The sequence below is a fragment of the Natribaculum luteum genome (assembly GCF_023008545.1).
GTDB lineage: Archaea > Halobacteriota > Halobacteria > Halobacteriales > Natrialbaceae > Natribaculum > Natribaculum luteum.
Window position 1 is genome coordinate 1299038 of record NZ_CP095397.1, and the last position, 26430, is coordinate 1325467.

Consider the following 26430-nt stretch of genomic DNA (forward strand, 5'->3'; position numbering starts at 1 on the left):
TAGACATGGTCGAGATCCTTCTCGTCGTCGGAGTTGGGGTCGCAATGTTCGTTGGATTCAACATCGGTGGATCGTCGACCGGGGTCGCGTTCGGTCCCGCGGTCGGTAGCGGCGTACTGTCGAAGGTGACGGCGGGCGTGTTGATGTCGATCTTCTTTCTCGCCGGCGGCGCGATCGTCGGTCCGAACGTCGTCAGCACGATGGGTGGCGATATCGTCCCGGAGCAGCACTTCTCGCTCGCGGCGAGCGTCGGCATACTCTTTTTCGTCGGTGGGGCCCTGCTCGTCGCCAACTCCTTTGGCGTCCCCGCCTCGACGTCGATGACCGCCGTCAGCTCGATCGTCGGACTCGGAATGGCCGTCGGCGACGTCAACTGGGACGTCCTCGGCCGCATCGTCGCCTGGTGGATCGTCGCCCCCGTCCTCGCCTTCTGGATCGGCGGCGTCATCGGCCGCTACATCTACCCGTGGCTCGACGCCCGGTTCGCCCTCGAGAGCTCCGATGGCCCCCTCCTCACGATCGACCGCTCGAGGTCGATCCCCCGGCCGGCACTCGGTCCCGGGACGACCGGACGGGAACTTGTCGGCAGCGTCGTCATCCTCGCGATCGCCTGCTACAGCGCGTTCAGCGCCGGGGCGAGTAACGTCGCCAACGCCGTCGCACCGCTGGTCGGCAGCGGTGCACTCTCGATGACAGCCGGCGTCGTCGTCGCGTGTTCGGCCGTCGCAGTCGGCGCGTTCACGATCGCCCGTCGCACGCTCGACACCGTCGGGAGCGACCTCACCGACCTGCCGCTTCTGGCCGCGTTGATCGTCGCGACCGTCGCCTCGTCGCTGACAACCTTCCTCTCGTACATCGGCATCCCCGTCAGCCTCGCGCTGTCGGCGATCATGTGCATCGTCGGCCTCGGCTGGGGGCGTGCGACGCGCGTGACGACGATCCCACAGGCCGTCCGTCGGGAAAAGGAGGTTCCGGTGACGACCCGCGCACTGACGATCGAAGAGGAAGAGAAGAAACCACGGGCCATCGGCGAAGAAGAACCCGAGGACGTCCTCGACGCGAGCGACCTCTACGATCCCGCGGCGACGGGACGTGTCATCGCGCTGTGGATCTTCACGCCCGGGTCCGCAGTCACGCTCTCGTATCTCTTTTTCACTGCTATATTCACCCTCGTCTGAACGGTCGTTCGTGACAAATCATACGAAACCGAACAGCAAGCTATACCAGTACGGGACTCGAAGCGGGGAGTGATGCCCACGGTAGAATACCTCAACTACGAAGTACTGGACGACCAGGGCTGGGACATGGACGACGACGACCTCTTCGAGCAGGCCGCAGACGCCGGCCTCGGTGAGGAGGACTACGGCACCCTCGAGGTCAACGAAGGCGAGTACATCCTCGAGGCAGCCGAAGCCCAGGGCTACGACTGGCCCTTCTCCTGCCGTGCTGGTGCGTGTGCGAACTGTGCCGCCATCGTCAGAGAGGGCGACATCGACATGGACATGCAGCAGATCCTCAGCGACGAGGAAGTCGAGGACAAGAACGTTCGCCTGACCTGCATCGGCTCGCCGGCCGCCGACGAGGTCAAGATCGTCTACAACGCAAAGCACCTCGACTACCTCCAGAACCGCGTCATATAAATTCTGCTGTACGTACATTGTACGTACAACAGGAGCGCATTGGAGAGAATCAAATCCCTACAAACGCCCGCATTTTTCTTGGTAGAAACCCTGTAACCACCATCCAGAGTCATCGATCGACTGCCGTCAGATGATATACAGCCGAATTATAGCTGTTCCTTAGCAAATATCTCGCGCATCACTGACTTCTTCCAGATACACCCACCCGACGAGACCGATAACACCGACCTCGATTTCCTCGGCTAGCAGAAACGCATCCGGAAGGGACTTCCCATCCTCTTTGAGTACTCGGTAGACGTGGTGAGTGTCCATGAGGAGTCGGCCACTTCCATCCCATCGAGTCGTTTTGACATCGACCGTAACCCGTGGCCGTAGTACGTCGCCTCCAATCTAAGATCAACTGTCATCACCGTCCGCGTACTCCTGCCGGTATAGCTCAGATTCAACAGACGGCGACAACCTAATCTAGATACTTATCCCTCTCGTCAAGGCTCAAGAGAGCAGGAGACGGATTATACGACTCGTCAACCGCAGTCTCAAACTCCACAATTAAATCAGCGAAGGCATCAGCCATCCAATCCCGATCATCCATCTCGTTCATATCCCTAACGAGACTAACCACCTCATTGAACCTCTGCATCAACTCATCAACGTCACGATCTCCTTCAACAGCCTGATTAATCAACTCTTCAGCCTTCTCTACCGACTGTTCGAACTGACTCTCAGTCTGTCTTGACTCTTCCCGCCCGAACTCATACTGAGATTTATCCTCGAATACAGCCTTCAACTCAGCAATATCGACACCAACATCAACACCATCAAACTCCAACAACTCTTCCAAGCGCCCCATCTTCTCCTTGAATCCAGAATGTCGAAGATCCCAGCCACTATACGTATCAAGCATCGTCTGTAGCTCTACAACCAACTCATCAGCATCTTCGTTCAGCTCCATCTGAACACGCCGTTCAGAAACGACTCGCATCTCCTCAAACTCTTCCTCCAAATCAGCCACGTCATCCGACACATCGAAGTCGATCTTTTGTGCGATTACTTCAACACGGTCGGTGAGCCTGTTAAAACCGTCTGCAATACGGTTTATCTCGTTCGGAGTGGACGCTTCCCCCAACGATTCAATCTTCTGGTCCGCAGCATTCAATTTCGTCTCAATCTTCAGTTTACGTTCCTTATACAGATTCTCACGACCATCCGCTTTGGCATCGGCCAACCTCTCCTCGAGATCAAGGGTCCAATCATGACGAGACTGGTCAACAAGATCGAAGATTGACGCAATACGCTCCTTTGCGTTTTGAACTCCTGATTCGAATTGCATCTTAGACTCCGCGACACGAATGGTCGACAAATCCTCCTCAAACCGGTCAATGACACTGTTAATTATCTGGGCCTCCCCTTTCCGTGTCACAGCATATTTGTCGGCCCCCGGATCTTTGAGTAACTGTCGACCCACTTTCTTGTGGTACTTCACCTTGTTCTTCACGTAATCCCGGTCATATCCAACCCCATCATCATTGTCTGTAATTGCATCAAGGATTGTCGTCTCAGATACAGTGTCGTAGTTATACTTCAACACCGCAATTGACAATGCAACTGCATTCTCTTCACCAGACGGTCGTTGGCTATCCGAGACGTGGAAGGGATTTAACGCCTTGTTCGACTCTTTAAACGCCTGAAGTGCCTCATTCGACAGGGTTGTCGTGTAGTCATAATTCGCGTCATCACGCACGTCAGGACGCAATTGTTCTGGGACTTGGATGTCGTCCGGGTTATACTCGTGTAGCATCGTCTCATCAACTTCACTACTGGTTGTTGTACGGGGCTGAACACGTCTGTCCTTGAGATTCTGAATCTCCTCCAGTAAATCCTCGTTCGTGACGTTTGACGACGCGATCTCGTCGTTCACGAACTTGTTAACGAGATACCGGAGCGCTTGAGCCTCACCTCCATGTTCTGCGTTTGCTTTCTCACTGAACGCGCTGTACATCTCTGGCTCGAGTGAAGTTCGAACTCGTTCCGATTTCGCCATTTCACTTAACAATATCCATGATACGGACTTAAAGTCCCCGAGAGAAAGGGCTAAAATACCCCACATATAGAATGAATTGGCACGCATTTAAAAACATACACACGAACCTCCAAAACCCACCACGTCATGAGAGTCACGAGAGTCATGAAACCAACACACGCCAATACAGCCGATCTCAAGACACCGAACCCCACGTCTGGGCCAAAATGTCCCATGCACGATTCGTCCCACGCACCTCCTCTAACCTCCAAAAACACCAGAACATCATCCAACGATAGGTCGAAGTTAGCTAACCCCTATTTTGTTTTTGAGCGACGAGAGGGAAGGAGGGGGAAGGGTGAACGAACCGGTCACATCCCATCAACACCGCGTCATGAGAGTCGTGTGAGTCCTGAGATGAAAAATCAGGTAATAGTAACGTTCTCTACTCCTTGACGACTTGGCATACCCACATTTGGCCCAATTGGTACGACTAATAAGAACACGCCTTACATAGCCATACTCTCCCGAAATGAAACTCGTAGGAAGGAGATGGGACGTGTAATAAACGTGGAGAGTACCAATTCGCGTTTTGTTTTCGACGAACAAAAGAGAAGGACAGGGAAGGCGGGACGTGGGAGCGGGTCGACAGGATTGTTGCACGCGGTCAGCACGCCGAACATCAGAACGACAAAAAGAGGACGTAGGCGGAGGACGAGCAACCGCTCACGGGAGTAGTTTACACGATCCCGTTCGCTTTGAACCCATTACGGGTAAGGTATATACTATAGAGTTATAAAGGTTGCTCCAATTAGTAGTGGTGTATTCGCGTTCTCCCTCCCCGCCTTTCTCCTCCGTGCGTCGAAAACAAAATGCAGAGTAGCCGATTTCTCCTGACCTCCGACCCTCTATACTCCCGCCAACCACGGGTCTCACCGACTCACTCGGCAGAATCAGGTCTGGGACAAGTTGGGCCAAACGTGGGGGCAACGACTCCACCGAGAATCTGAGAACGTCGCTACTGTCTGATTTCCGTCTCAGGACACACACGACTCTCATGACATGGTGGTGTGTAAATGGGTTTCGTCATTTACTTTCTCCTGTCCTTCTCTTCCGTGCGCCGAAAACAAAACGCGGGGTAGGGAATTATACCGCTACCGACTACCCCCGTTCTTCCCATAAATTCGCGTCTAAACACCTAATTCGTTGAAATTGCGTGTGGACTGGTTTGGCCCAAACATGGACTAAGGAGTTATTTGTGATGATCAAGACACGGCTACAACCCTGACGCGACTCACTAACTAACACGACGTGACGCCCTCGAATGTGGTAATTCTAACAGGCGTGGCTAGCCACGCGAAGTACGACACAAAAGGGGAAAGGAAAGGCGTGGCGAGAAGGGTACGTCGATTGGCGCGAGCCAAAAAGAGACATGATGGGGCAGTATCCAGACGTGGATAAACGCACTCTCACTCGCAATGTGAACGTTTTCTCCTGACTCACTCTCTGTAATCGGGGGACCATGACCCGACGACCGTGACTTCAATTGTCGTCCTTAGTTGGATAGCTATCTCTGTGGCCGAAATTGAGTATGACGGGCTAGCGGAGCTGAGGGGTTCCATCGTTGCTAAAGGCCGTTGTCTTCGGTTGGTTACGCCCATAATATATAGGCGTGTTCTGACAATTACAGAGGGCTGATATACCCTCTCTCCTTGCTTTGAGGTATGGTTGACGAGGTTGACCCTGATGATGGCGGCGAGACTGACGAACGTGACTTCAGTTACACTGGTTCAGCACGTACATCGCCTCCTGAAGCTGGATGGATTGATGACCCGGACAGCGACGATTTTCCATTCACTATTGACCTCCGTGATTGGAGTGAGATTGAGGTTGTTAATGAGGAGATGTATCGCTTGTTAGATTCGAACCGGAAGAATGCTGAGGAGGTATTGGCTGAGCTGTCTGATGATGACGACGATGATGAGGGATGGGAGTGAGTCTCCTATGACGACTAACGACGAGATGAGTTACGAGGACCTGAAAGAAAGAGTTCGGAAGCAGCAAGCGCGTGACCCTAACTGGCCGGAGTATCCCGCAGACGAGTATCCTTCGGAGGTCATGCTGATGGGAGGAGGGTGGTTGGAGATCGAGGATGAGGAGATGCACCGGATGTTGGCGGAGCATCGAGAGTGTGGTTGGGATGACGAGGAGTGAGGACGTCGTGGATGAGGTTGTAAACGAGGCACTGGCGCTGAAGGATGATGACGAGGATATTGCAGTCTTTTTCAATAGGCATGGCCGAGACGAGTTAAGAGAGGCTGTTGAGTATGCTATCGAACGGGAAGATGGGTCGATGAATCACCGAATTATGGCTCGGGAGATCGACTTGTCGATGGTTGAGGCAGAGGTTATCCTGCAGGCGTTGACGCCTGTTGTTCGGGATGTTCGGGGTGAGTCCTGATGCTGGTCGTTGCTTAGGAGTGTTATCGGGGCGTGATGAGGCTAGCCGTGTTTTTCTGCTGGGACTAGTCGCGGTCGTGGAGCGATAGTCAGTGGCATCGTGATGTGGGTTCGCGCCCGGAACCTGAAACCTACCTTATGTGTTACAGTGACGGGGGTTCCCTGTTTTCGCCCTATCACCTCCCCTACGGGGAGGTGGTTTTCCCCCGATTCGGCAGTCTCGATTACTTGAAAATTACTTGTGAATATGCATGGAAGTCCTTTAAGGAATGGTGGTATACGAGCAAATATGACAGCACAGCCAATATGCAAGAAACCAGATGAAGAATCCGTCTCGATGGATGACGCCACCCTCGAAATTATGCAGATACTTCGCCTTCACGACGGGGAGGCCACCACTGGCACAATCCGCGACGAACACAGCACGCTAGACAAAAACCAGACCGTCCAATACAGGATCGACAAGAAACTCCGCGCCTGCGGCCTCGTGAACACACGGAAAGAAGACCACCCACAGTACCCGATGGGGGTTAACACCCACTTCTTGACGAGTGACGGTGTGGCGTGGCTCGACACTAACAACGGGGTACTTGATGATGTACGCTCGAACGCCGAAGCAGTCGAGAAATTGAACGAGGTTAGCGACGTAACCGCCCGACTCTACCAGCGCGTGGATGACGTGGAGGATGCTGTTGACCGCCTTGACAACCGGGAGCGAAGCCACAACACGAAACGCAAGAACCGGATTAATATGGTGGAAGACCAGTTACGGAAGGAGAACGAAGCACTCCGAGAACAGAATCGGAAATTGCAGAAGAAGGTGACTGAGTTGGAGAAGCAATTCTGGACGGTGAAGAAGTTACTTGAAGAATCCGACGCTGTGGGCGATCCTGATGAAAAGTACGCGGAAGAGTGGGGCTAGCTGGGGTCTCCGGCCTACCTATGTCACTGGATTTAGTTATGTTGTTGGCTTAATAGTGACTTCTATCTCCTCTTTCGTTATTGCTTAAAATCACGCTACTGAGTCAATTCCGGGTCGACGTCAAGGTCTGTTGAGTCGGCGTGGCCCCGAAGGGCCTTGATGACCAGCAACTTAATTGGCACATTCTTTACCGCGCTTTCGGTGCGGAGTTGCTGATGTAGGTCATCGGGAATCTCGATGTTGATGCGAGCCATAGTTTTCTAATCCAATGTCGACTGGCCATGCGAGTCATAAGAACCCTTAGTTCAGTAAGGAACTCATGCAGCACTATTCGCCGCTACGAAACTGTTCGGAGGCTTCCTGCTCCACGTCGATGAGATGAGTGATTGCCTCGTGGAGGGAATGACCGGTGCCGGTGATCTCGAAGTAACTGTAGTTTCCTGTCTCAGGGTCGTGTTTCGTCCAGTTGGCAACTAATCCAGCATCCACCAGCCTGTCGAGATGTTGGTGGAGGCCGTAACCGTCCTTCCCAAGCACGTCCGCCAACTCAGAGGCGCTCTTCCCGTCGTTCGTGTTGAAAAGCGCGTGAAGTATGGCAAACCGGTTGGGTTCGACCGCTAGCTCGAGAATGTCAAGGTAGTGCCCAATCCCAAAGGGGTTATCGTCGGAGAGGAGGCCTGATGCGTCATCATGGAGGATATTGTGGTTATCGTAGTGGAGTGCGGCTAGCACGTCATCGTGGTTGTGTACATCTCCCTTTTTGAGGTCTTCTCGTGAGACGAGGCCCTTTCGAAACTCGTGTTCGTCATCAATGGCTGCTCCTATAGGCTTCTCGACGCTTTGGTTGGGATCGTAGAAGTCGAGGAGTTCGGTGATGCGGTCGTCCTCGACTGGGATTTCGTGGTCTTCGATTAGGTCATATTCGAGATCAAGAACTGTACCGTGTTCGTCGTCGTGCTTGACGCTTGCGTGCGTTAGGGTTAATCCGAATAGCCATTCGATGTTTTCGAGAGTATCACTGTCTTTGTTTGTCTCCAATCCCGTCCAGATTTCTAATCCGCACCAGTGGCCGTCAGCATAGATCGTATCAGGGTGCTGTTGGAGGGCGTTGATGGCCATGCGAGTCCGCTGTTTTTGTTCAGCTAGCCGCTCCTCGTCGTTAGGATTGTTTGTCATATTCGGGTAGTCGTACTGATGAGCGATATAATTTCTTCAAAAAAGTGTTAATAGTTGAGTGGGTGGTGCTGGCGTTGGCTAGCAAAAGTGGATTCTGTGTTCTCGCACACGTATACAAATTCAATAAAATGCTATGGTTGTGCATACGGGTGCCCCACTTCACCACCCACTTAAGTTACTATGTTTTTGGGGTAAGGTATAAAGGCGGGTGGAACTCACGTAGAAATATGAACGAGACAAAGACAGTCTCCGACAACAAGAACAGCATGCTCAACAACCTTCAGTCAGCGCAACTCTCTGACGACGACATCGAACGTCTCTCCGGACGCGACGCAGTTGACCCCCGCGACTTCCACGGTCGGTTCGAAATCCCGGTGTATACCGACAACGGAGATGTGGTAATTGGGTCTGCAAACTGGCTCGGTGGCGGAGAATCGATCCGGTGGAGTAGCGGTGTCCTCTTCACGTTCGTAGTTAGCCCTGACGCCTCTGAGGAGGAGGTTCAGCGGAGGTTCAAACTCTCTAAGGAGGACGCAATCTCGGTCGCTAAGCTCCCAGACAACCACGGGGCACCAATTCACGGATAGTAATCGAACGATTTTCGCAATGTTCCCCGAGTGGTCTAATGTCTGCGGTTCGATTCCGTCACGGGGATTATGACAACTGACTCTGAACGGTATCAGGGAATAATCGATAAGTTAGTGGATGCTGGTCTATTGACTCGGAATCAGGCCGAATCGTATGTTTATCGTAAGTACAGTTCGTTTGACCGTGCTGCGTTGGAGGGTGTTCTGGGTCGGTCTCGTAACACGGTCGATAACGAGTTCCGTGCGGCGCGTGACAAGATCGAGTCTGCGCGTGAGACGCTTGATATTCTCGACTAGTTGATGCCCACGGGTTGTTGTTACAGTTGAGTCCTCTTCTTACACGAGATGGTGATTGGTGACTAGCCTTGCTAGCCACTTTTGATGGGTGGTAGAGAAGCCTCAACATCTCGCACCTCCGATACTGTTTAAAAGAGTATTACTTGAGGTAGAACAGTTCCTATAACCTCAGCAACCGGTAGACTCGCCCTCCAGACCACAGCACTACGCTGTTTTGTACTTTTATATTAGACTCCAAATATTCTGCTCACGGAGAAACACGTTCTCAGCACCTTCTCTGCGTCCTCTTTGAGCATCTCATATGTAGTCGGAGCTTTTGTTTCAGGCCTTTCACGAACGCTTTCCATCTTTCTCCCTAGCAAGGTACTTTCGTCCGTTGGTTTTCGGAAATGCACAAGTGGGTTTCTGAGTTTATGGAGTTCATCTAATGCGATTCCTTCCACCTCATCTGGAGTTAAAATGTTGTTTTCCTCAAGAAAGTCCACAGCATCATGGTATCCCGGTCGTTCGTCTTCAGTGAACTCGCCTGCACTGTATGCGACACCACAAACCGACCGCTCGATAAAGGATTGGCCAAGGACTATTGTCCCCGAGAACAGCCCGTAAATATAACAGAGTTGAGCATCGTCATAGAGGATTGTTGATTCTTCGCCACCGGAAATTGCCATACCCGCTGAGAACTGTGGCCGGTAGTCGGAAATCCATTTTGCTCGTTCAATCATTCCATCACGTTCTGCTTCAACAAGTCTGTCCACGTATTGTTCCGCGTCCATGTTGCAATAGTCTCGTCACTACATCTTTACAATAGTGCAGTATACGCGCCTTCGATTCAGCACAGCTGATAAGAGGCGTCATTTTGGTTGTAGTCCTATGGGCGGTCTGGCTCACTCAGAATAAGGGACCCACCGCTCTAGGTTGTAAGCGAGTGTCCATCTAGATACGGGATGTAAGCGACCCGGATGGCTATATCAATGAACCGGGTTGGAAGTTATACACGGTCAAAGTGCGAGTACACGCGCTCAGTCGTCTGAATAGTTGCGTGTCGCAACCTCTTGGTCACGTCGTACAGCGTGTTCCCATCTTCCCTGTTCAACATCCGATACGCGACTGAGTGACGAAGTGTGTGTGGCGTGATTTCCTTTGGTTCACCTCGGCCTCTGAGAGTTTGAGGGTGGACGTTTCCTTCGACAGCAGCGTCTTCAACGACGTTGCGGACAGATTCCGTCGTCATTCGTTCGGATTGCCGACTTGGGAAAAGGGCGTCTGGGTTTTTCCAGCGAGAGTTGAGGTAGTTGCGAAGTGTCCGGACGGTATCAGTGGCTAGCTCGATTTCTGTGTATGAAGGAGTGTTGTCGTTGGGGTAGTCCTTCTGTATGTCCGGAGGGAGCATGATGATGCCTTCATCGAGATCGAGCATGTCGACATCCAACTGGACCAGCTCACCGACACGGAGTCCAGAGTCGTACAGCATCGCGATGATTGTGTCGTTGCGGAGGGAGAGATAGTTGGCCGACTCCGCGACTGTCGTGGTTCGGAGTTCGTCTACCTGTTCTGGTTTGAGCCATGCTTTCGCTTTCTCTTCTGTCTGAGTTTGGGTATTCGTTGTAGAGGACATTTATCGAATCACTGAGTTACTGTACCTATCGAAATCTGGAGATTCACCGCCCTTAAACCTGTGCCAGTTTGGGATTCTGTAAATAGACTCCCAAGCTCGCCTGAACGAGTAGCACACAGTTACAACGGACTTTATGGATGAAACACTCTCTCGGTCCCCGTACAGAGTATAACACCTCTTCATCGTTCTAAGGGATGAAGCGGCTAGCCGACCCCAGTGAGACAGGGATGATAGACTGATGGATACCTGTTGGTACGTATATGTTTTCTCAAGGTAATTCTGAGCTAGCAGGTAGCGCAGAATGCGCTCGGCAGAAAAGGACTATTCAGGTGGATCCGGCGGGTCATCAAAGGTCCTCCTCGGAAAAAATCAGACGAATACTATTCTCTTCGAGCCACTGGGCATGATCCTCATAATCTGGGTCGTGTTCCGCGACAAGGGACCAGAACGCTGCTGTGTGGTTCGGTTCCCGAAGGTGGGCGAGTTCGTGGACGATAATATAATCGACAATCTTGATAGGGGCCATCATCAATCGCCAATTCAAGCCGAGTGTTCCCGTGGTAGAACAGCTGCCCCAACGGGTTCTCTGGTTTCGAATCTCGATTTGCCCATACTCAACTCCCATCTCCGTTGCGTAGTGGTCGGCTCGCCGCTCAAACGTTTGGCGGGCATTGCGTCGGTAGAGCGTTTCAAGAGCGCGTTTCACCGAGGTATCTTTGACATGATACTTGGCTAGCCGGAGTTTGCCATCGACCACACTAGACGACGGTCGTTGTTCAATAACGACCTCGTGCTGTTCCCCTAAATAGGGGAATGTCGCTCCAGCTTCAAACCTCCGCTCCGGTATGTTTGTTTTATAGGTGTCGTACTTGCGCTTTTTTTCAATGACCCATGCAGCGTTCTCTTTGAGTAGCTTTGTTGGCCGAAGTTCCTCCGACTCAGGAATGACAACAGTCACTCCGTGTATGTCCACGTCTATTCGAGGCTCAGTTGCATTAGGACTGTAACGCACATCGTATTCGACGGTGCGTCCCAAGAGGCTGACCTCTTGGCATTGTACTTCAGACATGGTTTTGAATCAGGTAGTCACGAACTGCATCTACGAAGTCATCGTTGTCCTGAATCAGATGGCCAAGATCGTGTTCGACCACTAGTACGTCGAGCAGGATGCGCTCAATCTCTGCGATAGTCTGCTGGTTCGTCTTCCAACCGGCGTAATCACGGTCAACGCGGTCGTTGAACTCTGAGACGATTTTCTCTGCGACTTCTTCGGCTTGCTCTTCTGACTGAATCGCCTCCGGCGTTTCCTCTGTGAGATGGGTATAGATGGCGAACTCGGTGTTACTCATCCCCTGCTCCTCAGCTTCCTCCTCAACCTCCAGAACCTCCTCTTCGACTGACCTCAGAGCTTCAACTGCCTCGGGGTCGCTAATCTCGTCACCTTGCCAGCGTTCGACGATGTCGGTCACGCGCTCACTCAGCCGCTTATACCGGGGGTTCTGGTTCTCTCGCGGATGGAGGTGTTCCCGAGTCGCGTGAGCGATCTGCGAAGCCTTCACACCGGGATTATCGAGTCCTTCGACATCTTCGAGGTATTCTTCCCCAAGCTTGTAGGTCGGGAAGTCCCGCTTGATTTCCGTGATTTCGACGTTGTTGCTGATAATGTCTCGCGTCTTCTCTCGCATATCGTCCTCGGGTTCTGGCTCTCCAGTGGTACGCTTGAATGCGACGTGAATCCGACTCAGCCACTTGTATTTCTGCTCGATACCCTCGCTCACCAGTCGGCCATCCGGAGCGACGGCCTCATAGAGATTCTGGAGGTGACGGAAGCCCTGCTTGAACTCGCGTCTCTCTGGATGGGTACTGACTCGGTTGACGGCCTCGTAGGTCGCCTCTTGAGTGTCGATTTTCGGAATCCCGTCGAAAATCTCCAACACGGAATCGACTTGGTCAACGAGATCATCGAACAGTTCGTCCTTGTCGCGTGCGGCATAGGCTTTCGTCTCGGCGTCGTAATCTAGCGCCTCGTCGATGTTCTCGAACACGCCCTGAAAGTCCACGATCTCCCCGTTCTCCTTCCCCTCGGCAGGTCGGTTCGTCCGGGCGATGGCCTGCATAAGGTTGTGGTTCTTCAGATTCCGGTCGAGATACATCGTCTTCAGAACCGGGGCGTCGAAGCCCGTCAGGAGCATGTTGTGTACCACAAGGAGTTTCGGCTCGTCTTCCTGTTTGAACTCCTTGATGATGCCGTCACGCTCCTCGGAATCCGTGTGGAACTGCTGAATCAGGTCAGGGTCGTCCTTGGTCGCGGTGTAGAGAACTTCCACCTCGTCCTCTCCACGCCGCTCGATGAGACGTTCTCCGTACATTGCCGCAGACCGTCGACTTGGCGTAACGACCATTCCCTTCCAGCCGTTCGGCGCAACGTGTTCGTCGTAGTGGTGGTCAATCTCATCGACAGCGCGGTCAACCCGTGGTTCAATCTCCGCGAGTGTTGTTGCGTTCACATTGTCGCGGATGAACTCACGCTTCTCGTCGGTGGTCATGCCACGGAAGCTCTCCTCGAACTCCTCGTCCAGCCCCGCCTCGTCGATTTCCCACTCCATCTCGTGGCGGAGCGTGAAGTACACGGGCAGAATCAGGCCGTCCTCGATGCCTTGCTTCACGGAGTAGCGATGCAGGTAGTCCTCACCCTCGGGGGAGAACTCGCGGAACGTGTTCCGATCTTCGTGGCGTTCTCCCTCCCGAACGGGCGTCCCGGTGAAGCCGAAGTGGTAACAGTCGGGTAAGGCCGAATCGAGGCGGCTTCCGAGGTCAGCTTCCATGAAGCGGTGGGCCTCGTCGGACATGACGATGACCTCGTCGTTGCCCTGCACGTCGGGGTCAACGTTCTCGAACTTCTGGATAGTCGTCAGAACAAGCTCGCTCTGTCCTCGCTCGATGAGTTCTTGCAGATGGTCGATGCTCTCGGCTTCCGTCCATTGTTCCAGCGAGAGGTTCGCCAGTTGGTCGCGCATCTGGCTGTTGAGCTTATCCGTATCGACGATGATGAACACCTGCGGGTTCCGGGCTACGTCGCGCTTGAGGAGATTTTCGGCGGCGTACAGCATCGTGAAAGACTTCCCCGACCCTTGGGTGTGCCAGATGAGGCCGCGCTTGTGTTCGGCCCGATGGACGCGGTTAAGGATTCGGTTCACCGCGTAGTACTGCATGTATCGCGGGACGATCTTCGCATCACCGCCAGCCCGCCGCTCGTAGAAGACGAAGTTCTTCAGCAGATCGAGGATGGTGCTGGGGTTGCAGAGTGCTTTCACCGCCTGCCGCATCTCGTTGTCGTCCTCGTATTTCGCGGGGGCGTCGTTCCACGGTTCGTAGAACTCGCGGGGAGCGCCGACCGAACCGTAGCGGAGTTCCATCGTGTCGGCGGCAACGTTGAACAGACCGGGGACGAACAGCCGGGGGACATCGTCCTGATAGGCAAGCAGATCACTAACGGCGTCGTGCCAGTCGTTGTCCTGTGCTTGGCTCTTGAGTTCCATCGTCACCAGCGGAATCCCATTGACGAACAGGGACACGTCCGGGCGGATGGTCGTCTCGCGGGAGACGGAGAACTGATTGACCGCGTGGAAGCGGTTGTTCTCGGGGTTCTCGTAGTCGATCAGGTCAACGTAGATCGTCTCGCTCGTGCCGTCGTCGCGCTGGACGGAGAAGGTCTTGCCCTTGGTGAGCAGTTGGTGGAATGCCCGGTTGCCGTCCATGAGGTTCTCCGCATCGAGGTCGCGCTTCAGTGAGGAGATGAACTTCTCGACGTTGTCCTCGGTGATGGCGTCGTTGAGTGCGACGACCTGCTCGGCAAGGAGGTTCCAGTAGATAACTTCATGGCTGTCGCGCTCGTAGGTGTCATCGAGTACGTTCGCGCCACGGTCGCCGTCTTGCCCGTGGGTTCCCCATCCGACGCCGTCGAGCCACGAGAGAAGAGAGCGTTCGACGCCGTATTCGGATGGAGTGCTAACCATGCTGTGTGATTTCCTCGGGAACCTCTATGTTAGTGTCGGTTGTTCGGACTTCCCCCGAAAGGAGGTCTTGCATGAGGCCCTGTTTGAGGCGCTTAAGACTGCTGAGATACTCATTTTCGTTTCTGATTGAGTACGTGATTTCATCGACACGGTCGGCAATGTCTTCCTGCACTTCGATGGGGGGAACAGGAATACGAACGCGCTTCAATTCTTCTAAATAGACACCTGCTTGCGCTGTTGCTCTTGACCGAGTATCGAGTTGTCTTTTGAAATTAGGAGATTGAACGACGGTATGGAGAAACCTCGGAAGGACGGACTCATTAGTACGGAGTAACCCAAGGCTCCGTTGGATTGCAAATTGTTTTTGTCGGGTTACGATAGCACTCTTACCTATTGTTGCTCCCACTACAGCCACAAGCACATCTCCCTCATTCGGTTTATTACTTTCGCTCATCTCCTGATAGTCCTCTTCGGAGATGTAACTCAAGTCCCCGGAGAAATCCAATTGAATCCCGTCGATTTCATCAACGCCGATTAGTGGGATACCAGTTTCAGTCCGCTCAGGAGGCATATGTGTGCCATCAGTAATTAGCCGGCATACTTCTTCCAGTGTTTTCTCCTCCCACGATTCAGGTATTCTCCCCCACTCTGTCGGACGCGTATAACTATTCGTTTCAAGAACAAGCGACTCTTGGGCAACAGCGTCTCGTAGCCTCTTTTTTTGCTCAATCAGTTTCTCCGTCTTCTCAATTGCCCGGTCAACCGTCTGGAGTACGGTAGCGATTTTGCGCTGTTCGGGGAGTGGTGGAATATTCGCATCAACATTTACCAAATCGGCCTTCCGAACATGTTGCATCGTACTCCCATGTGAGAGTGCGATCAACCGGGGTAGCAGATGCTCCAATTTGAATCGGTAGAAAGTGTCGTTAACATCACCGGAGGTATCGACACGGAATATGTGTTGGTTCAACGCGGCTTTAGGCCCTGACCATTGGAATACGTCGATTGTTGCAGACCAAGATAAAAGTGTATCTCCGGCTTCTACCTCATACCTTCTCTCCAAATCTCCGTCGAAGTAGTTGAACTCATCTTGCTCACCAGTCAGATTCTGAATCCGAATGATTGGGTATCCCTCGTCGCCCCACTCGCTTTTGCTGAATGCGTTCCCGTTCTGGTACTCGGCCAACTCACCAAGAGAGCGTACGATCCATTCCTCGGAATTGGATACGTCGCCGTCAACGAACTCATCTAAGGTGGCTTCGTCATTCATAATTGAGGGCCTCCATATGCTCATTCATTGTCGCCTCTATCTCGTCGCGCTCTGCCTGTAACTCACGTAACTTCGTCAGTTCCTCCTCTACGTCAATATCCTCCTCTGGTTCGGTCGTATCGACGTAGAGTGCGATGTTCAGGTTGTAGTCATTCTCGCGAATCTCGTCAAGCGACACCGTCCGACTCACACGCTCCTCGGTCGCCCACTCGCGGAAGTTCTCGACGATGTGATCGAGGCCGTCCTCGGTGAGTTCGTTCTGGTTCGACAACTCCTCGTAGAACGCTTCGTCGGCAGCGTGGATGAACTGTACCTCGCCCTCGCGCCCCTCGGGTTTGTCCGTGTTCAACACGAGAACGGCGGAGGGAATCGAGTTGTTCTGGAACAGGTTCTCGGGGAGGCCAACGATGGCTTCGACCATGTCGTTCTCCAGCATAGGCCTCCGGTAGCGTTGCTCGTGCTTCCGGAACAGCACACCATGGGGAATGACGATAGCCGCCTTCCCGCCCGTCCCATCCTTGTCGGGGCGCTTCAACTGCTTCGCCATGTGCATGATGAAGGCATAATCTCCCCGGTCAGCACGCGGGAGTTTCTCGTGCCAGTCAAAGCGGCCATACGGGTCGTCCTGAAGTTCGTCTTTCGCCCAATCAGCGGAGAACGGGAAGTTCGCCAGCACGCGGTCGAAGCGGGTGAGTTCGTTGTTCTCCTCGTCGGTGAACTGTGGACGCGAAAGAGAGTCTTCGCGCTTGATTTCCCCATCGAGGCCGTGGATGGAGAGGTTCATCTTCGCAATCGCCGCAATGTCGGGGTTGATTTCCTGCCCGGTAAACGTCAGCTTTGAGGAGTCACCGCCTTGCTCCTCGTAGTACCTAGCGGCCTCGATGAGCATCCCACCGGAGCCAACGGTCGGATCGTGGAACGTATCGCCGTCCTCGAAGTCATCGACAAGACGCACGCAGAGGTTGACGATGTGCGGCGGCGTAAAGAACTGCCCGCCGGACTTGCCTTCTTCCTCTGCGAAGTGGCGCACCAAGTCCATATACGCCTCCCCGAGCATGTCCGGGGGGACGCTATCGCGGTCGAGATCGTAGGTTCCGAGGTGTTCGAGTAGCCTGCTTAGTCTCCCATCGTCTAAAGCATCGGTGTCGCTGAAATCCGCCCGGAAAACCCCTCTCAATCCCGGATTCTCGGCAACTATTTCGGTGAAAGCATCATCAATCGCCTTATCGACGTTGTCGCTTACTGCACGGAGGTCGTCCCACAGATAGCCCTCGGGGACGATGGGAATGTCGTAGAGATTCTCCCGGCGGGCGAAGTCCTCGCCGTACTCCTCGACGTTCTGTTCGTACTGTACTTCGAACTCGTCGGAGATTGACTTGTAGTAAACGAGCGGGAGGATGTACTCCTTGTAGTCAGTCGGGTCAACGGCGTCTCGGATTATGTCGGCGCATTTGAACAGATGAGATTCCAACTCGTCCAGCGAAATGGCCATATCCTACTGGTCCTGTGCATACATAATATGCTCTGTGATTGAACGCGCAACGGATAGAAATATAGTCTATATCGGCATTCAGCAGGTCAGTGTCGTTGCCGATGGAAGATCCGTTTGCGACGTAAGTACCATCAGAAATGGTTCTGATATTGGAGACGGGTCTGCTGGCACGTTCCATCCGTTTCTGATGCTTGGAACGTTGTTGATGGTTCTACCGGAAATGACGTTGGAAACGTCTCAACCCTGCTTTGTCCGAACCAGCGTTGAGCCACGCCCACGGTATCTGGCGTTCCAACCGATATTGACGTTTCTAATGGTTCTGGCGTTCCTGACGTTTCTACTCAGTACTGCCACTGTTTCTGCGGTTAGATCCGTATGGTCGGTTAGAAAGGCCGGAACTGTTCGAGATGTCTTTGGTGACAGAACTGCTGGTAGCATTTCCTACGGTTCCAAAATCACTCCTTGAAGTACAGTCTCGAATCGGAGGGGGAGACGAATTTGCAGATACATTCGTGGTCTGGAGTGTTCCCAGAATCGAATTGTCGATGTACAACGCGGTTCTGTACCGTTTGTGTCGGATTTTCATTTGCGGTCCGGGGTGGGTTTCGGCCACTCATCACATTGTATCGGAGGCTCTAGATGACGTCCCTGCCACTCACTTAACGCTTAATGTAATTTCCACAATAGATACTTCGCGGGCTAGCCCGTCGTATCAGTATGGCCAACCAAGACTCAGCAATCTCCGACGAACACCTCCTCCTCGATGTTCTCGGGGATTCTCCTCGGATACGCATGTTAGCCGTCCTTATTGACTATCCCGACATCAAATTCGACCCGGCCAAACTCGCAGATTACGCTGGCTTGGACACACCTACCGTTCAGGACCATCTCCCCGAGTTGCGTAGGTGGGGTCTCGTCAAGACGGTCGGTGCTGGCCAGCAGTACCAGCTTGACACCGAGAACGGCGCAGCAAAAGCCCTGCAGAAGGTCGAATGGGAAGCCATCGAACACTACGCAGCAAAAGAGGATGCTGGCGAAGTTGACGCCGACAACAATCCAGTCCCTCAAGGCAACATGTCTGCACTGGATCTTCCAGACCTTCCCGATGACAGTATATTTCGCGACGAGGATTACGTCCGAATGTATCGAACCCTCGTCAACGATCCTGCGCTTGACATCCTCAAGACGCTCGCGAAACACAAACGAATGAGTATAGGCGAGCTAGCAGAGGCACTTGATAGACCGCATGATGATCTCCCTCACAACCTTTGGAATCTCAAGCGTGTCGCACTCATCCGTGAGGGCAAAGACCCGAACACCGGGAGAGAAGAGCCGTACTCATATTATTCAATTACCGATCTCGGTCGGACTGTCCTCGATGAAGGGGTAAAGGAGGGTGTTCGTCAACTGGCGCAGGAAGAAGATGCGATCCAACAAAGATACTACGAGGAGTAGAGTCAGGGCGCAGGTAGTGTCTGTTGGCCAACCGGGTCAATGAAGTACTCAACGACAATTTCTGTCTCCGACAACCGGCGCAAAGTCATCCAGCTCGCCGTTGAAAAGTTCGTCATCGCGCTACACTATTGAATGATACACCCCTCGTTTTGAAGGAGATTTTAGCCGAACACACCCTTCGTACCGGGTGAAATTCATGCAAGAGAGCCACTATACTTGCCGAATACCGCACAATTCACCCGGTATGAGGGGTGGTGATTTACACTTACAATGGCGGTTCCTAAGTCATCGAAATGATATGGGCATATATCGCCACTTCAGCCGTTGATGCGCCGGTTTACACTTACAATCTGGAGGGTGCCGATACACTTCCTTCATTCAAAACGAGGGGTGTGGCCGGGGGGAAGTTACACTTACAGACCGAAGAGTCCCCCTCCTCGAGTTACACTCACGACTCAGAGTATTCGACACAACCTACTCGGCCACGAACCGATGAGCAGACTCCAACCCAGCACGCCTGTCATGCTCCACATAGATACGCTCAGTCGTGTCAACAGAGGCGTGCCCCATTTGCTTAGACAACTCCCAAATACCCATATCCGTCTTATTCGCCATGTGAGTTCCATACCCATGTCGCAGTGAGTGAGCCGTAATCTTCCAGCGAGTACCCCCATTTGCATCCGTATATCCTAACTTCCGGTTGATGCCTGCATCAATGGCCGCATCACGAACAATCTCGTTAATCCGTTCGCCTCGAACCTTCCCACCACGTTCACCGACCAGTAGTTCATCTCGGTTTTTACGATTCAACGCATCTCGGTCTCCACCGTCAATCCATTGGCGCAGTAATCCATCGAGACTCGGGTGATACGCAACAACGCGAGTATAGTCGCTCTTACTGATTTCCTCACGAATCGTAATTTCGCGGCGTGGACGGTCGATGTCGTCTAACGTCAGCTCGGCCAATTCCCCTCTACGCATCCCTGTCTGCCAGAGAATCCGGATGACAAGTTTATCACGATTTTTGTGACGCTTCACGGCCTCTTCCATCAACCGCACTTCGGACTGATCAACTGCGTAACCCTCCCCGTCTTCCATCTGCCTATCCTGTTCGGTGGATTTCGTCAGGCCCAACTCACCATCGGTTCACTATCCGTTCGGTAGTTAGCAACGATTACAATCACAGAAGCGCCAATCTGTGCGAGGTAGGTGAAGGTATGCCGAGAGTGAGGTTATAGAAGAACATCTATGGCGGCAATGGCTGAAATTTTGCCCCTAGCCGTCCACTTCAGACGGTCATAGATAATACCGTGGTCACAAGAGAATGTTGTCATAACATCCCCGATCCGCATCCGGCCATGTATACCGGGATAATCACCGTCAACACACCAATCGTGTATCGGATACCCTTATGATAGGGCATCACGACATTCTGACCCTCGGAGAACCACATAAAAATGGTTGTGAGTGAGAAAAACGCCATACCGTACGTTTTCACCACGTTAGCGTACGGAAGACACATCGGTTCCACAGGTGATGCGTCCAGTAGTCCGATGATGAGGAATGCAGTACCGGTAAAATACCCGGCCAACACTACTCGTCGATAATTCTCGGGGGACGGTTCATCGACCTCCCCCGCAATAGGCGGTAAATCAGGCTCCCAAGGGAACCACGATCGAGACAACAACCGTGGACTAAGCCATTCGGACCAGAAATCATATCCAAGTGTAAGGGCGAAGAGACTTACTCCGATCCATACCAGCAGCCCTACCATCAATCAAGATTAGTCCGACATTCCACCGAGCGTTTGTTGTTCGCTCAGCGAGGGGCTAAACAGCTCCGTCACAGGACCCAATTGATCCGCACTGGCTTTCAGGCGAGTGAACGTAGTCTCATCGCCAACCCAATACCGTTCTCCATTTTGGTAGACGTAATCTAGAACACCAACGTCCTCCAGTTGGACGAGATACCGGGACATTTTGAACAACTTCTTCCGGCGTTCCCGGCCATCGTACTCGGCTTTAATCCCATCACGCAAATCCTCCTCCTTGACGACCGGAAGGTTATCAAGCTCAAGGGCACGCCGGTAGTAATACCCGGCGAGAGCCAGATATGGTCCGAGTGTTCGCTTGATCATCTTAAATTCACCAACATTGTGTTCGAAGTACCGACCAAGCGCCGCATTGAGTTCGTCCTGATGGGATTCTATCTGGTGGCCCTTGAACTGGTTTTTTTCTTGGATAGTGTTCAGGACGTCACCACTTCGGAGAACGACATCCCCGCGTTTCAGCAGATCTAACTCAACCAGACTATCGATGTACTTCTGGTACTTCTCCCCATCTTCGTAGCTATCCATCGTCTTGATTGCATCAACCTCAATTTCGCCGTTCAGGATTACCTCAGAGAGGAGGTCTTGAATGGGTGCATACTGATTTTCGGGGAACGGAAGATGCGAAAGGCTACTGCCAGATGCACGAACCAATGCCTTCTGTACTGCTTGGTTCAGTTCCTTTTCGTAGTCCTCCAACTCACTTTTTACCTGACTCGATGTTGGGTAATCAACTTCTTTCGAGTTCGCATCGACAGTGACTTCCCCAACATGGATCGGATCTAGGAATCGGAGATCGACTGCATCCTCCTTGTCCTCGTCAAGTATAAGCTTCGGCGACCGGAGGATAATAGGGAACGAGTACTCAAGGTCATCTCCATCGAAGTCACCAGAGTTCAGACGGAGATACGTACCAAGGTTGAAACGGATGGCTTCCATCGCTAGACGGCGTGCTTCATCCTTGCTCACGGACGTACTTTCCTTGGTACTCATAGTTCGTCCCTCCGTGTGGGTTCCAGTCCGTCTGACAATCTAACTGCTATTGACGTATTAAACTCTGGGTCCCAAGCTTCTTCTAGCTTTCCTATTTCCATCGTTGTTGTCCCTTCCACAAGCGGGTCCTCTATGGTAATATGCGAGTCACCAACACCAGATACGATAACAGCATGTACAGGACCCTCACCTCGATTCCCAGTTTTGAGTAGAACACGATCAACCATAATAATCGTTGGGAGAAGTTGATTTAATCCTTCGTTGGCGAACTCATCAACGCTTTGTGGAAGCCCGTTATATCGGTACTCAAGGTGGAATTTCAAGCTAGAGATTTCAGTGGCGAGTTCAGTGAGTGGTTCCTGACCAACGTTTTCCCAACCCAAGTCGCCGATCTCAAGGTAGTCTCGAATCAAGTCCAACTTGGGTGGGTTTGTTTTTGCACGAACGTCCTTGTCGGGGTACTCGTTAGCAACGTAGTGGGCCACCATCCATAGGGCATAGCAGATACACTCGGGCGCATCCTGCGCCTGTCGATGACTCGGCATACGGAGAACATCGTACTCGCGTCCTCCGGGGTTAGCCATAATCGGGTTTCCTACCATCAGGACCCTCCATTCTTCGCACACACGATTGGTCTGAAATAGAGATGCTCACCTCTAGTACTTCAATCACTAGGCTTCCAGTGCGAAAACGAACAGTGTTCGCTTCCGAGAAGAGGCTAGCCGTATCTATGCTCCCTTAACCAACCGGTCAAACTGATGGGGCGGGATGGCCCCACGAGCGGCGTGGCCGTCGTAGGCGAACGTCGGGATGCCCGTGACGCCCCGTTCTTTGGCCTCTTCGAAGCGCTGTTTCATCTCTTCCTCCAGTTGGTCGTCGCCGATTGCATCGTACACTTCGGTTTCTGGCACGTCAACACCGCTTCCTGATGCGAATCTAAACTCGAAACGAGGGGTGTGGCCATGGACGTTACACTTACAACGGAGGTTCCTAAGTCAGCAAAATGATATGGGCGTATATCTATATCTTAACTACTGAAGCGCCGTTTTACACTTACAATCTGGAGGGTGGCGGTACAAGTCGCTCATTCAAAACGAGGGGTGTTGACGCCCCTCGTTTTGAATGAGCGAACACTCAAAGGCCGATATAGCATGCAAAACACCGTCTGCAGTTATTCTGGAACAAACCGGTGTGCTTGTTCAACCCCCGCCCGTTCATCATGGTCCACATACCGCTTCTCTGTAATATCAACCGATGAATGCCCCATCTGTTTACTCAACTCCCAGATACCCATATCCGTCTCGTTCGCCATATAGGTTCCATACCCCTTCCGAAGACTGTGAGCCGTGATTTTCCACCGCTCGCCACCGTTCGCATCAACGTAATCCACCTCGTTAATCCCGGCTTCAATCGCCGCATCACGAACGATCTCGTTGATACGCTCCCCCCGAACCTTACCGCCGCGTTCCCCAACCAATAGAGTCTCCCTGTTATTACGATTGAGAGCGTCACGGTCTCCGCCGTCAATCCAGCGTGACAGATACCCGTCCAAGCTAGGGTGGTACGCAACAACACGAGGCTTCCCATTCTTCGCAACCTCCGGTCGAATACGGACTTCCCGGCGGCTACGATCGATGTCATCCAGTAGTAGCTCAGCCAACTCCCCGCGACGCATCCCCGTCTGCCACAGAATCCGGACTATCAGACGGTCACGCTTTGCATGACGAACCACATTCCGTTCAATCAAATCAACTTCCTCTGGCGTCACAGCACGTTTCTCGCCCGGATCCAGATGTCGTGATTGCTCCGTCGTCTTGGACAATCCATGGTCCCCTCGCCACTTCTCTAGCGGGTTCTCATCCGCCAAATCTGCACGAATCAAGAACTCGTAGAGGTTATGGATGCGGTCATACCGGTATCTCGGGGTAGTCCCGTTGAACTGATTATCAAGGTCATCGATGAGGTCCAAAATGTCGACCGGAGACACATCTGCAGGCCGATCAAACTCGTTGTCGTCCAACCAATGATCGAACCAGCGCACGTCTTGCAGATACGATGTCAGCGACGATGTGCTGTTCTTCTCGTCGTCTGCATCGTCCGTTTGCGATTTCAAACGTTTCGCATACCGACGTAGCCCCGGTCGACAGTCCTCAATGTCGCGGTATTGCTGTGGCGGCATTACTTCGCCCTCCGGTAGTACCGCCGAAGAATTACGTCGTCAGAGTCCATGTTGCCCCGAATACGAGGCTTGTAATCGTACACGTCCACATCCTTGTACGTTGCACGACAGTACGACAATGCACGACGCACATCGTCTGGAGACGCATCGAGATATTCCGTCCATGCCTTCGCATCCCCCCATTTCTGGGCATCATAGACGTTCGTCACCGGATCGCGTCGCTCCTCAATTTCAACGTGATCAGGGGCCTCACCCTCCACTCCGGGAAGTTCCGATTTTCCGACGCCGGGAAGGGTAGTCCCCCAATCCTTCGGGTCGTCAACGATGGCAAGGTTGTCGTAGATTTCGACAGCAAGCGAACCGACATCAGACGGGTCGCTCAGGCTGTCTTTGACGACCTCCATGTCATCACGGATGTCGCTGATTGCACGTTTTGTGGTTTCAAGTGATGCTTCGAAGAGGCCCTTGATTTCGTCTGTATTGATGTCGTTTGCGTTATTGTCCGACATTTCACGGTATACTGACTTCCGACAAAGGTCGGACAAGTCGCTGAACTCTGTTGATTTCTTTGCGTACTCTTTGAATTTGGCCTTCTCATCTTCTGAAACCCAGAAGTTGATTTTGGTTCGTCCGTCTCGCATAGGGCCAACTACCGACCCACCCTATATGTAAGTTGTACATATGTTGTAAATGAGAACCGCGTCATCTAGAGGGACGCCCACGACTCGTCCGACCGAGGGGCGGGTCCGTCGCATCCGTCGACGCACTAGTCGACCCACCGATATTTTTCACGCACACCCTCTCGAGGGGTACGTCTCTCGTTTGACTCTCGTTTCGACGATCGCGCCACGGCCCTTATCGGCAGCGCCACCCAATCCTCGAGCGATGGACAGACGGACGTTCGTCGCCGGCGTGTCGTCGCTTTCGCTCGCCGGTTGTCTGTCGTCGGACGACGCCGACCCCGACCCCGACCCCGAGGCTCGACTGTTCGTTCGCAACCAGGAGTGTCTGGGCGAGACGAGCGTCGAGGAGGCAAACCAGGTGTGGGTCGACGAACGAGACGGCGAGCGGCTCGTCGTCTCGGGGCAGCTCACCGACGGGGGGTCACGCCAGACGGCCGAACTGAGTTCCGTCGAACTGTCCGGAAGCGACCTCTACGTCTCCGTTGGGACGACGACGGACACGAGCTGTTCGCTCGACAGCAACTGTCCGGTCCTGATCACGTACACGATCAAGATCGATCTCGGGACGGACATCGACGCCGTCGACGACGTGCTCGTCTATCACAGTGGCCGGCAGGTCTCGCCGTCCTGATCGCCAAACAGGTGTGCCGCCAGAACGCCGTCCGTTCGACAGTTACCTGTCACGGCGTACGAACGTCTTACAGTTTTCGCAGTCGAAGATTACACGTCGACAAACGGGTGTGGTGGCACCTACTGGCCGTCACGTCGCTCGATGCTGGCGACGATGACCTGCCAACGCCGTATTCGACTGACCTCGGATGGAGGTGTACAAGTGGTCGCATACCAGAACGTCACCGTCATGTACTAAATGATATTTTCACACATAGCGTATGAATGGAGAACGTAGAGCAACAAAAGGGGATAATACTAATGGAACCAATTGTAGTTGGTTCGTGGCAGTATCGAAGATGAACGAACTAGAAGTAGAGCAGTACTTCGACACGACGTCGGAGACGTACACGCGAAAGCGAGACATCGACGAGATCGAATCGTGGCCACTTTTCGACGAGTTTCTCGAGGAGGCGAGCACCGAGGGGGATCGGCTGTTAGAGATCGGATGCGGTGACGGACTCTTACCCGAGTACGCACTCGAGTACACCGACGTTACGGAGGCACACGGACTGGACATCTCGACGGAGATGCTTCCCGACGACGGACGGGCCCAGTACCTGAACGCGTCGGCGACGGATCTGCCGCTACCGTTCGAGCCGGAGTCGTTCGACTTCGTCGTGTTGAGTGACGTCCTCCACCACCTCGTGGGAGATCGCCGATCCCAGTCGAAGCTGAAAGCCCAGGCTGCGTTGATCGAGGCGGCGAACCTCCTGAAAGAGGGCGGACATCTCGTCGTCAAAGACATTTCCTACCGGAGTCCGGTCGGCCCCGACGAACTGACCTCGTGTGCGATCTTTTATGGACTCAAGTACTTCACCGGACTCGCCTCGGCGATCGACGACCAGGCCGCGCCCGGACTGCTGGTTTCGTTTTATACGCAGGCCGAACTGGTCGAGATGCTCCAACAGGCAGGAACGACGATCACGAGAAAAGAGATCGACGTGAAAAAACAGCGGTCGGTTCCGAGGCGCGTTCTCATCGGTGAATCGGCCTGTATTCGACTGTACGCCAGGAAGAAACCGAGAACGACGGAGACAGAGCGGGCAGATGACGAAACCGCATCTCGTTCTCGCGTCACCGTCTAGAACCTGCCAGCAGGGTAATAACATCACAGGTACCACAACG

24 protein-coding genes are annotated in these 26430 nt (G+C 53.2%); 10 read left to right on the forward strand and 14 right to left on the reverse strand.

Annotated elements, in window-relative coordinates; translation table 11 throughout:
* Positions 1 to 5 precede the first annotated feature (5 nt).
* Both MU558_RS06685 and fer read left to right on the forward strand, forming a co-directional pair.
* On the forward strand, positions 6 to 1178 hold the full coding sequence (locus MU558_RS06685) for an inorganic phosphate transporter (RefSeq protein WP_246973171.1): 1173 nt from the start codon (positions 6 to 8) through the stop codon (positions 1176 to 1178).
* 72 nt (positions 1179 to 1250) lie between these two features.
* Positions 1251 to 1640, forward strand: coding sequence for a ferredoxin Fer (fer, locus tag MU558_RS06690; protein ID WP_246973174.1), 390 nt, complete (start codon positions 1251 to 1253; stop codon positions 1638 to 1640).
* A 460-nt stretch (positions 1641 to 2100) separates the two neighbouring features.
* Here the strand turns inward: fer and MU558_RS06695 are convergent, their stop codons facing one another.
* The gene (locus MU558_RS06695) at positions 2101 to 3558 is read right to left on the reverse strand and encodes a hypothetical protein (protein WP_246973177.1); all 1458 of its coding nucleotides are present in this window, start codon (positions 3556 to 3558) and stop codon (positions 2101 to 2103) included.
* Positions 3559 to 5384: 1826 nt separating this feature from the next.
* Between MU558_RS06695 and MU558_RS06700 the strand changes: the two genes are divergently transcribed.
* The 4 genes from MU558_RS06700 (at position 5385) to MU558_RS06715 (ending at position 7042) form a co-directional block, all read left to right on the forward strand.
* On the forward strand, positions 5385 to 5657 hold the full coding sequence (locus MU558_RS06700; protein ID WP_246973183.1) for a hypothetical protein: 273 nt from the start codon (positions 5385 to 5387) through the stop codon (positions 5655 to 5657).
* 7 nt (positions 5658 to 5664) lie between these two features.
* Positions 5665 to 5874 (forward strand): hypothetical protein, encoded by a 210-nt coding sequence (locus MU558_RS06705; RefSeq protein WP_246973185.1) that lies wholly within the window; start codon positions 5665 to 5667, stop codon positions 5872 to 5874.
* Positions 5861 to 6121: a DUF7437 domain-containing protein gene (locus MU558_RS06710; RefSeq protein WP_425607626.1), complete on the forward strand. Its 261-nt coding sequence runs from the start codon at positions 5861 to 5863 to the stop codon at positions 6119 to 6121. The genes MU558_RS06705 and MU558_RS06710 overlap by 14 nt, the downstream gene beginning before the upstream one ends.
* A gap of 288 nt (positions 6122 to 6409) precedes the next feature.
* Positions 6410 to 7042: a hypothetical protein gene (locus tag MU558_RS06715; protein ID WP_246973190.1), complete on the forward strand. Its 633-nt coding sequence runs from the start codon at positions 6410 to 6412 to the stop codon at positions 7040 to 7042.
* Between the two features lie 327 nt (positions 7043 to 7369).
* Here the strand turns inward: MU558_RS06715 and MU558_RS06720 are convergent, their stop codons facing one another.
* Positions 7370 to 8218 (reverse strand): winged helix-turn-helix domain-containing protein, encoded by an 849-nt coding sequence (locus tag MU558_RS06720; protein ID WP_246973192.1) that lies wholly within the window; start codon positions 8216 to 8218, stop codon positions 7370 to 7372.
* Positions 8219 to 8445: 227 nt separating this feature from the next.
* Between MU558_RS06720 and MU558_RS06725 the strand changes: the two genes are divergently transcribed.
* The gene (locus MU558_RS06725) at positions 8446 to 8805 is read left to right on the forward strand and encodes a hypothetical protein (RefSeq protein WP_246973194.1); all 360 of its coding nucleotides are present in this window, start codon (positions 8446 to 8448) and stop codon (positions 8803 to 8805) included.
* A 524-nt stretch (positions 8806 to 9329) separates the two neighbouring features.
* On the opposite strand, the gene MU558_RS06730 is transcribed toward MU558_RS06725, so the two are convergent.
* From MU558_RS06730 to MU558_RS06755, 6 genes are all read right to left on the reverse strand, one after another.
* The gene (locus MU558_RS06730; RefSeq protein ID WP_246973197.1) at positions 9330 to 9875 is read right to left on the reverse strand and encodes a hypothetical protein; all 546 of its coding nucleotides are present in this window, start codon (positions 9873 to 9875) and stop codon (positions 9330 to 9332) included.
* Between the two features lie 215 nt (positions 9876 to 10090).
* Positions 10091 to 10717 carry a tyrosine-type recombinase/integrase gene (locus tag MU558_RS06735; RefSeq protein ID WP_246973209.1) on the reverse strand — a complete coding sequence of 209 codons (627 nt, stop codon included), beginning with the start codon at positions 10715 to 10717 and terminating at the stop codon, positions 10091 to 10093.
* A 346-nt stretch (positions 10718 to 11063) separates the two neighbouring features.
* On the reverse strand, positions 11064 to 11786 hold the full coding sequence (locus tag MU558_RS06740) for a M48 family metallopeptidase (protein ID WP_246973212.1): 723 nt from the start codon (positions 11784 to 11786) through the stop codon (positions 11064 to 11066).
* Positions 11779 to 14733 carry a type I restriction endonuclease subunit R gene (locus tag MU558_RS06745; RefSeq protein WP_246973214.1) on the reverse strand — a complete coding sequence of 985 codons (2955 nt, stop codon included), beginning with the start codon at positions 14731 to 14733 and terminating at the stop codon, positions 11779 to 11781. Before MU558_RS06745 ends, MU558_RS06740 begins: the two co-directional genes overlap by 8 nt.
* Positions 14726 to 16003, reverse strand: a complete 1278-nt coding sequence (locus MU558_RS06750) for a restriction endonuclease subunit S (RefSeq protein ID WP_246973216.1) — start codon at positions 16001 to 16003, stop codon at positions 14726 to 14728. The genes MU558_RS06745 and MU558_RS06750 overlap by 8 nt, the downstream gene beginning before the upstream one ends.
* Positions 15996 to 17495, reverse strand: a complete 1500-nt coding sequence (locus MU558_RS06755) for a type I restriction-modification system subunit M (RefSeq protein ID WP_246973218.1) — start codon at positions 17493 to 17495, stop codon at positions 15996 to 15998. The genes MU558_RS06750 and MU558_RS06755 overlap by 8 nt, the downstream gene beginning before the upstream one ends.
* Before the next feature lie 717 nt (positions 17496 to 18212).
* On the opposite strand from MU558_RS06755, the gene MU558_RS06760 reads away from it, so the two are divergent.
* The gene (locus MU558_RS06760; protein WP_246973220.1) at positions 18213 to 18950 is read left to right on the forward strand and encodes a hypothetical protein; all 738 of its coding nucleotides are present in this window, start codon (positions 18213 to 18215) and stop codon (positions 18948 to 18950) included.
* A 474-nt stretch (positions 18951 to 19424) separates the two neighbouring features.
* Here MU558_RS06760 and MU558_RS06765 read toward each other — a convergent pair whose 3' ends face one another.
* From MU558_RS06765 to MU558_RS06790, 6 genes are all read right to left on the reverse strand, one after another.
* Entirely contained in the window at positions 19425 to 20048 is a 624-nt protein-coding gene (locus tag MU558_RS06765; protein WP_246973222.1) for a tyrosine-type recombinase/integrase, read from the reverse strand.
* A gap of 685 nt (positions 20049 to 20733) precedes the next feature.
* Positions 20734 to 21771 carry a hypothetical protein gene (locus tag MU558_RS06770; RefSeq protein ID WP_246973224.1) on the reverse strand — a complete coding sequence of 346 codons (1038 nt, stop codon included), beginning with the start codon at positions 21769 to 21771 and terminating at the stop codon, positions 20734 to 20736.
* Positions 21768 to 22373: a hypothetical protein gene (locus MU558_RS06775; protein WP_246973226.1), complete on the reverse strand. Its 606-nt coding sequence runs from the start codon at positions 22371 to 22373 to the stop codon at positions 21768 to 21770. Before MU558_RS06775 ends, MU558_RS06770 begins: the two co-directional genes overlap by 4 nt.
* Before the next feature lie 126 nt (positions 22374 to 22499).
* Positions 22500 to 22682, reverse strand: a complete 183-nt coding sequence (locus tag MU558_RS06780; RefSeq protein ID WP_246973230.1) for a DsbA family protein — start codon at positions 22680 to 22682, stop codon at positions 22500 to 22502.
* A gap of 260 nt (positions 22683 to 22942) precedes the next feature.
* On the reverse strand, positions 22943 to 23950 hold the full coding sequence (locus MU558_RS06785; protein ID WP_246973233.1) for a tyrosine-type recombinase/integrase: 1008 nt from the start codon (positions 23948 to 23950) through the stop codon (positions 22943 to 22945).
* Positions 23950 to 24591 carry a hypothetical protein gene (locus MU558_RS06790; RefSeq protein WP_246973236.1) on the reverse strand — a complete coding sequence of 214 codons (642 nt, stop codon included), beginning with the start codon at positions 24589 to 24591 and terminating at the stop codon, positions 23950 to 23952. Before MU558_RS06790 ends, MU558_RS06785 begins: the two co-directional genes overlap by 1 nt.
* 244 nt (positions 24592 to 24835) lie before the next feature.
* Between MU558_RS06790 and MU558_RS06795 the strand changes: the two genes are divergently transcribed.
* Together MU558_RS06795 and MU558_RS06800 are read left to right on the forward strand one after the other, a co-directional pair.
* On the forward strand, positions 24836 to 25264 hold the full coding sequence (locus MU558_RS06795) for a hypothetical protein (protein WP_246973239.1): 429 nt from the start codon (positions 24836 to 24838) through the stop codon (positions 25262 to 25264).
* A 337-nt stretch (positions 25265 to 25601) separates the two neighbouring features.
* Positions 25602 to 26390 (forward strand): class I SAM-dependent methyltransferase, encoded by a 789-nt coding sequence (locus tag MU558_RS06800; protein ID WP_246973241.1) that lies wholly within the window; start codon positions 25602 to 25604, stop codon positions 26388 to 26390.
* Positions 26391 to 26430 lie beyond the last annotated feature (40 nt).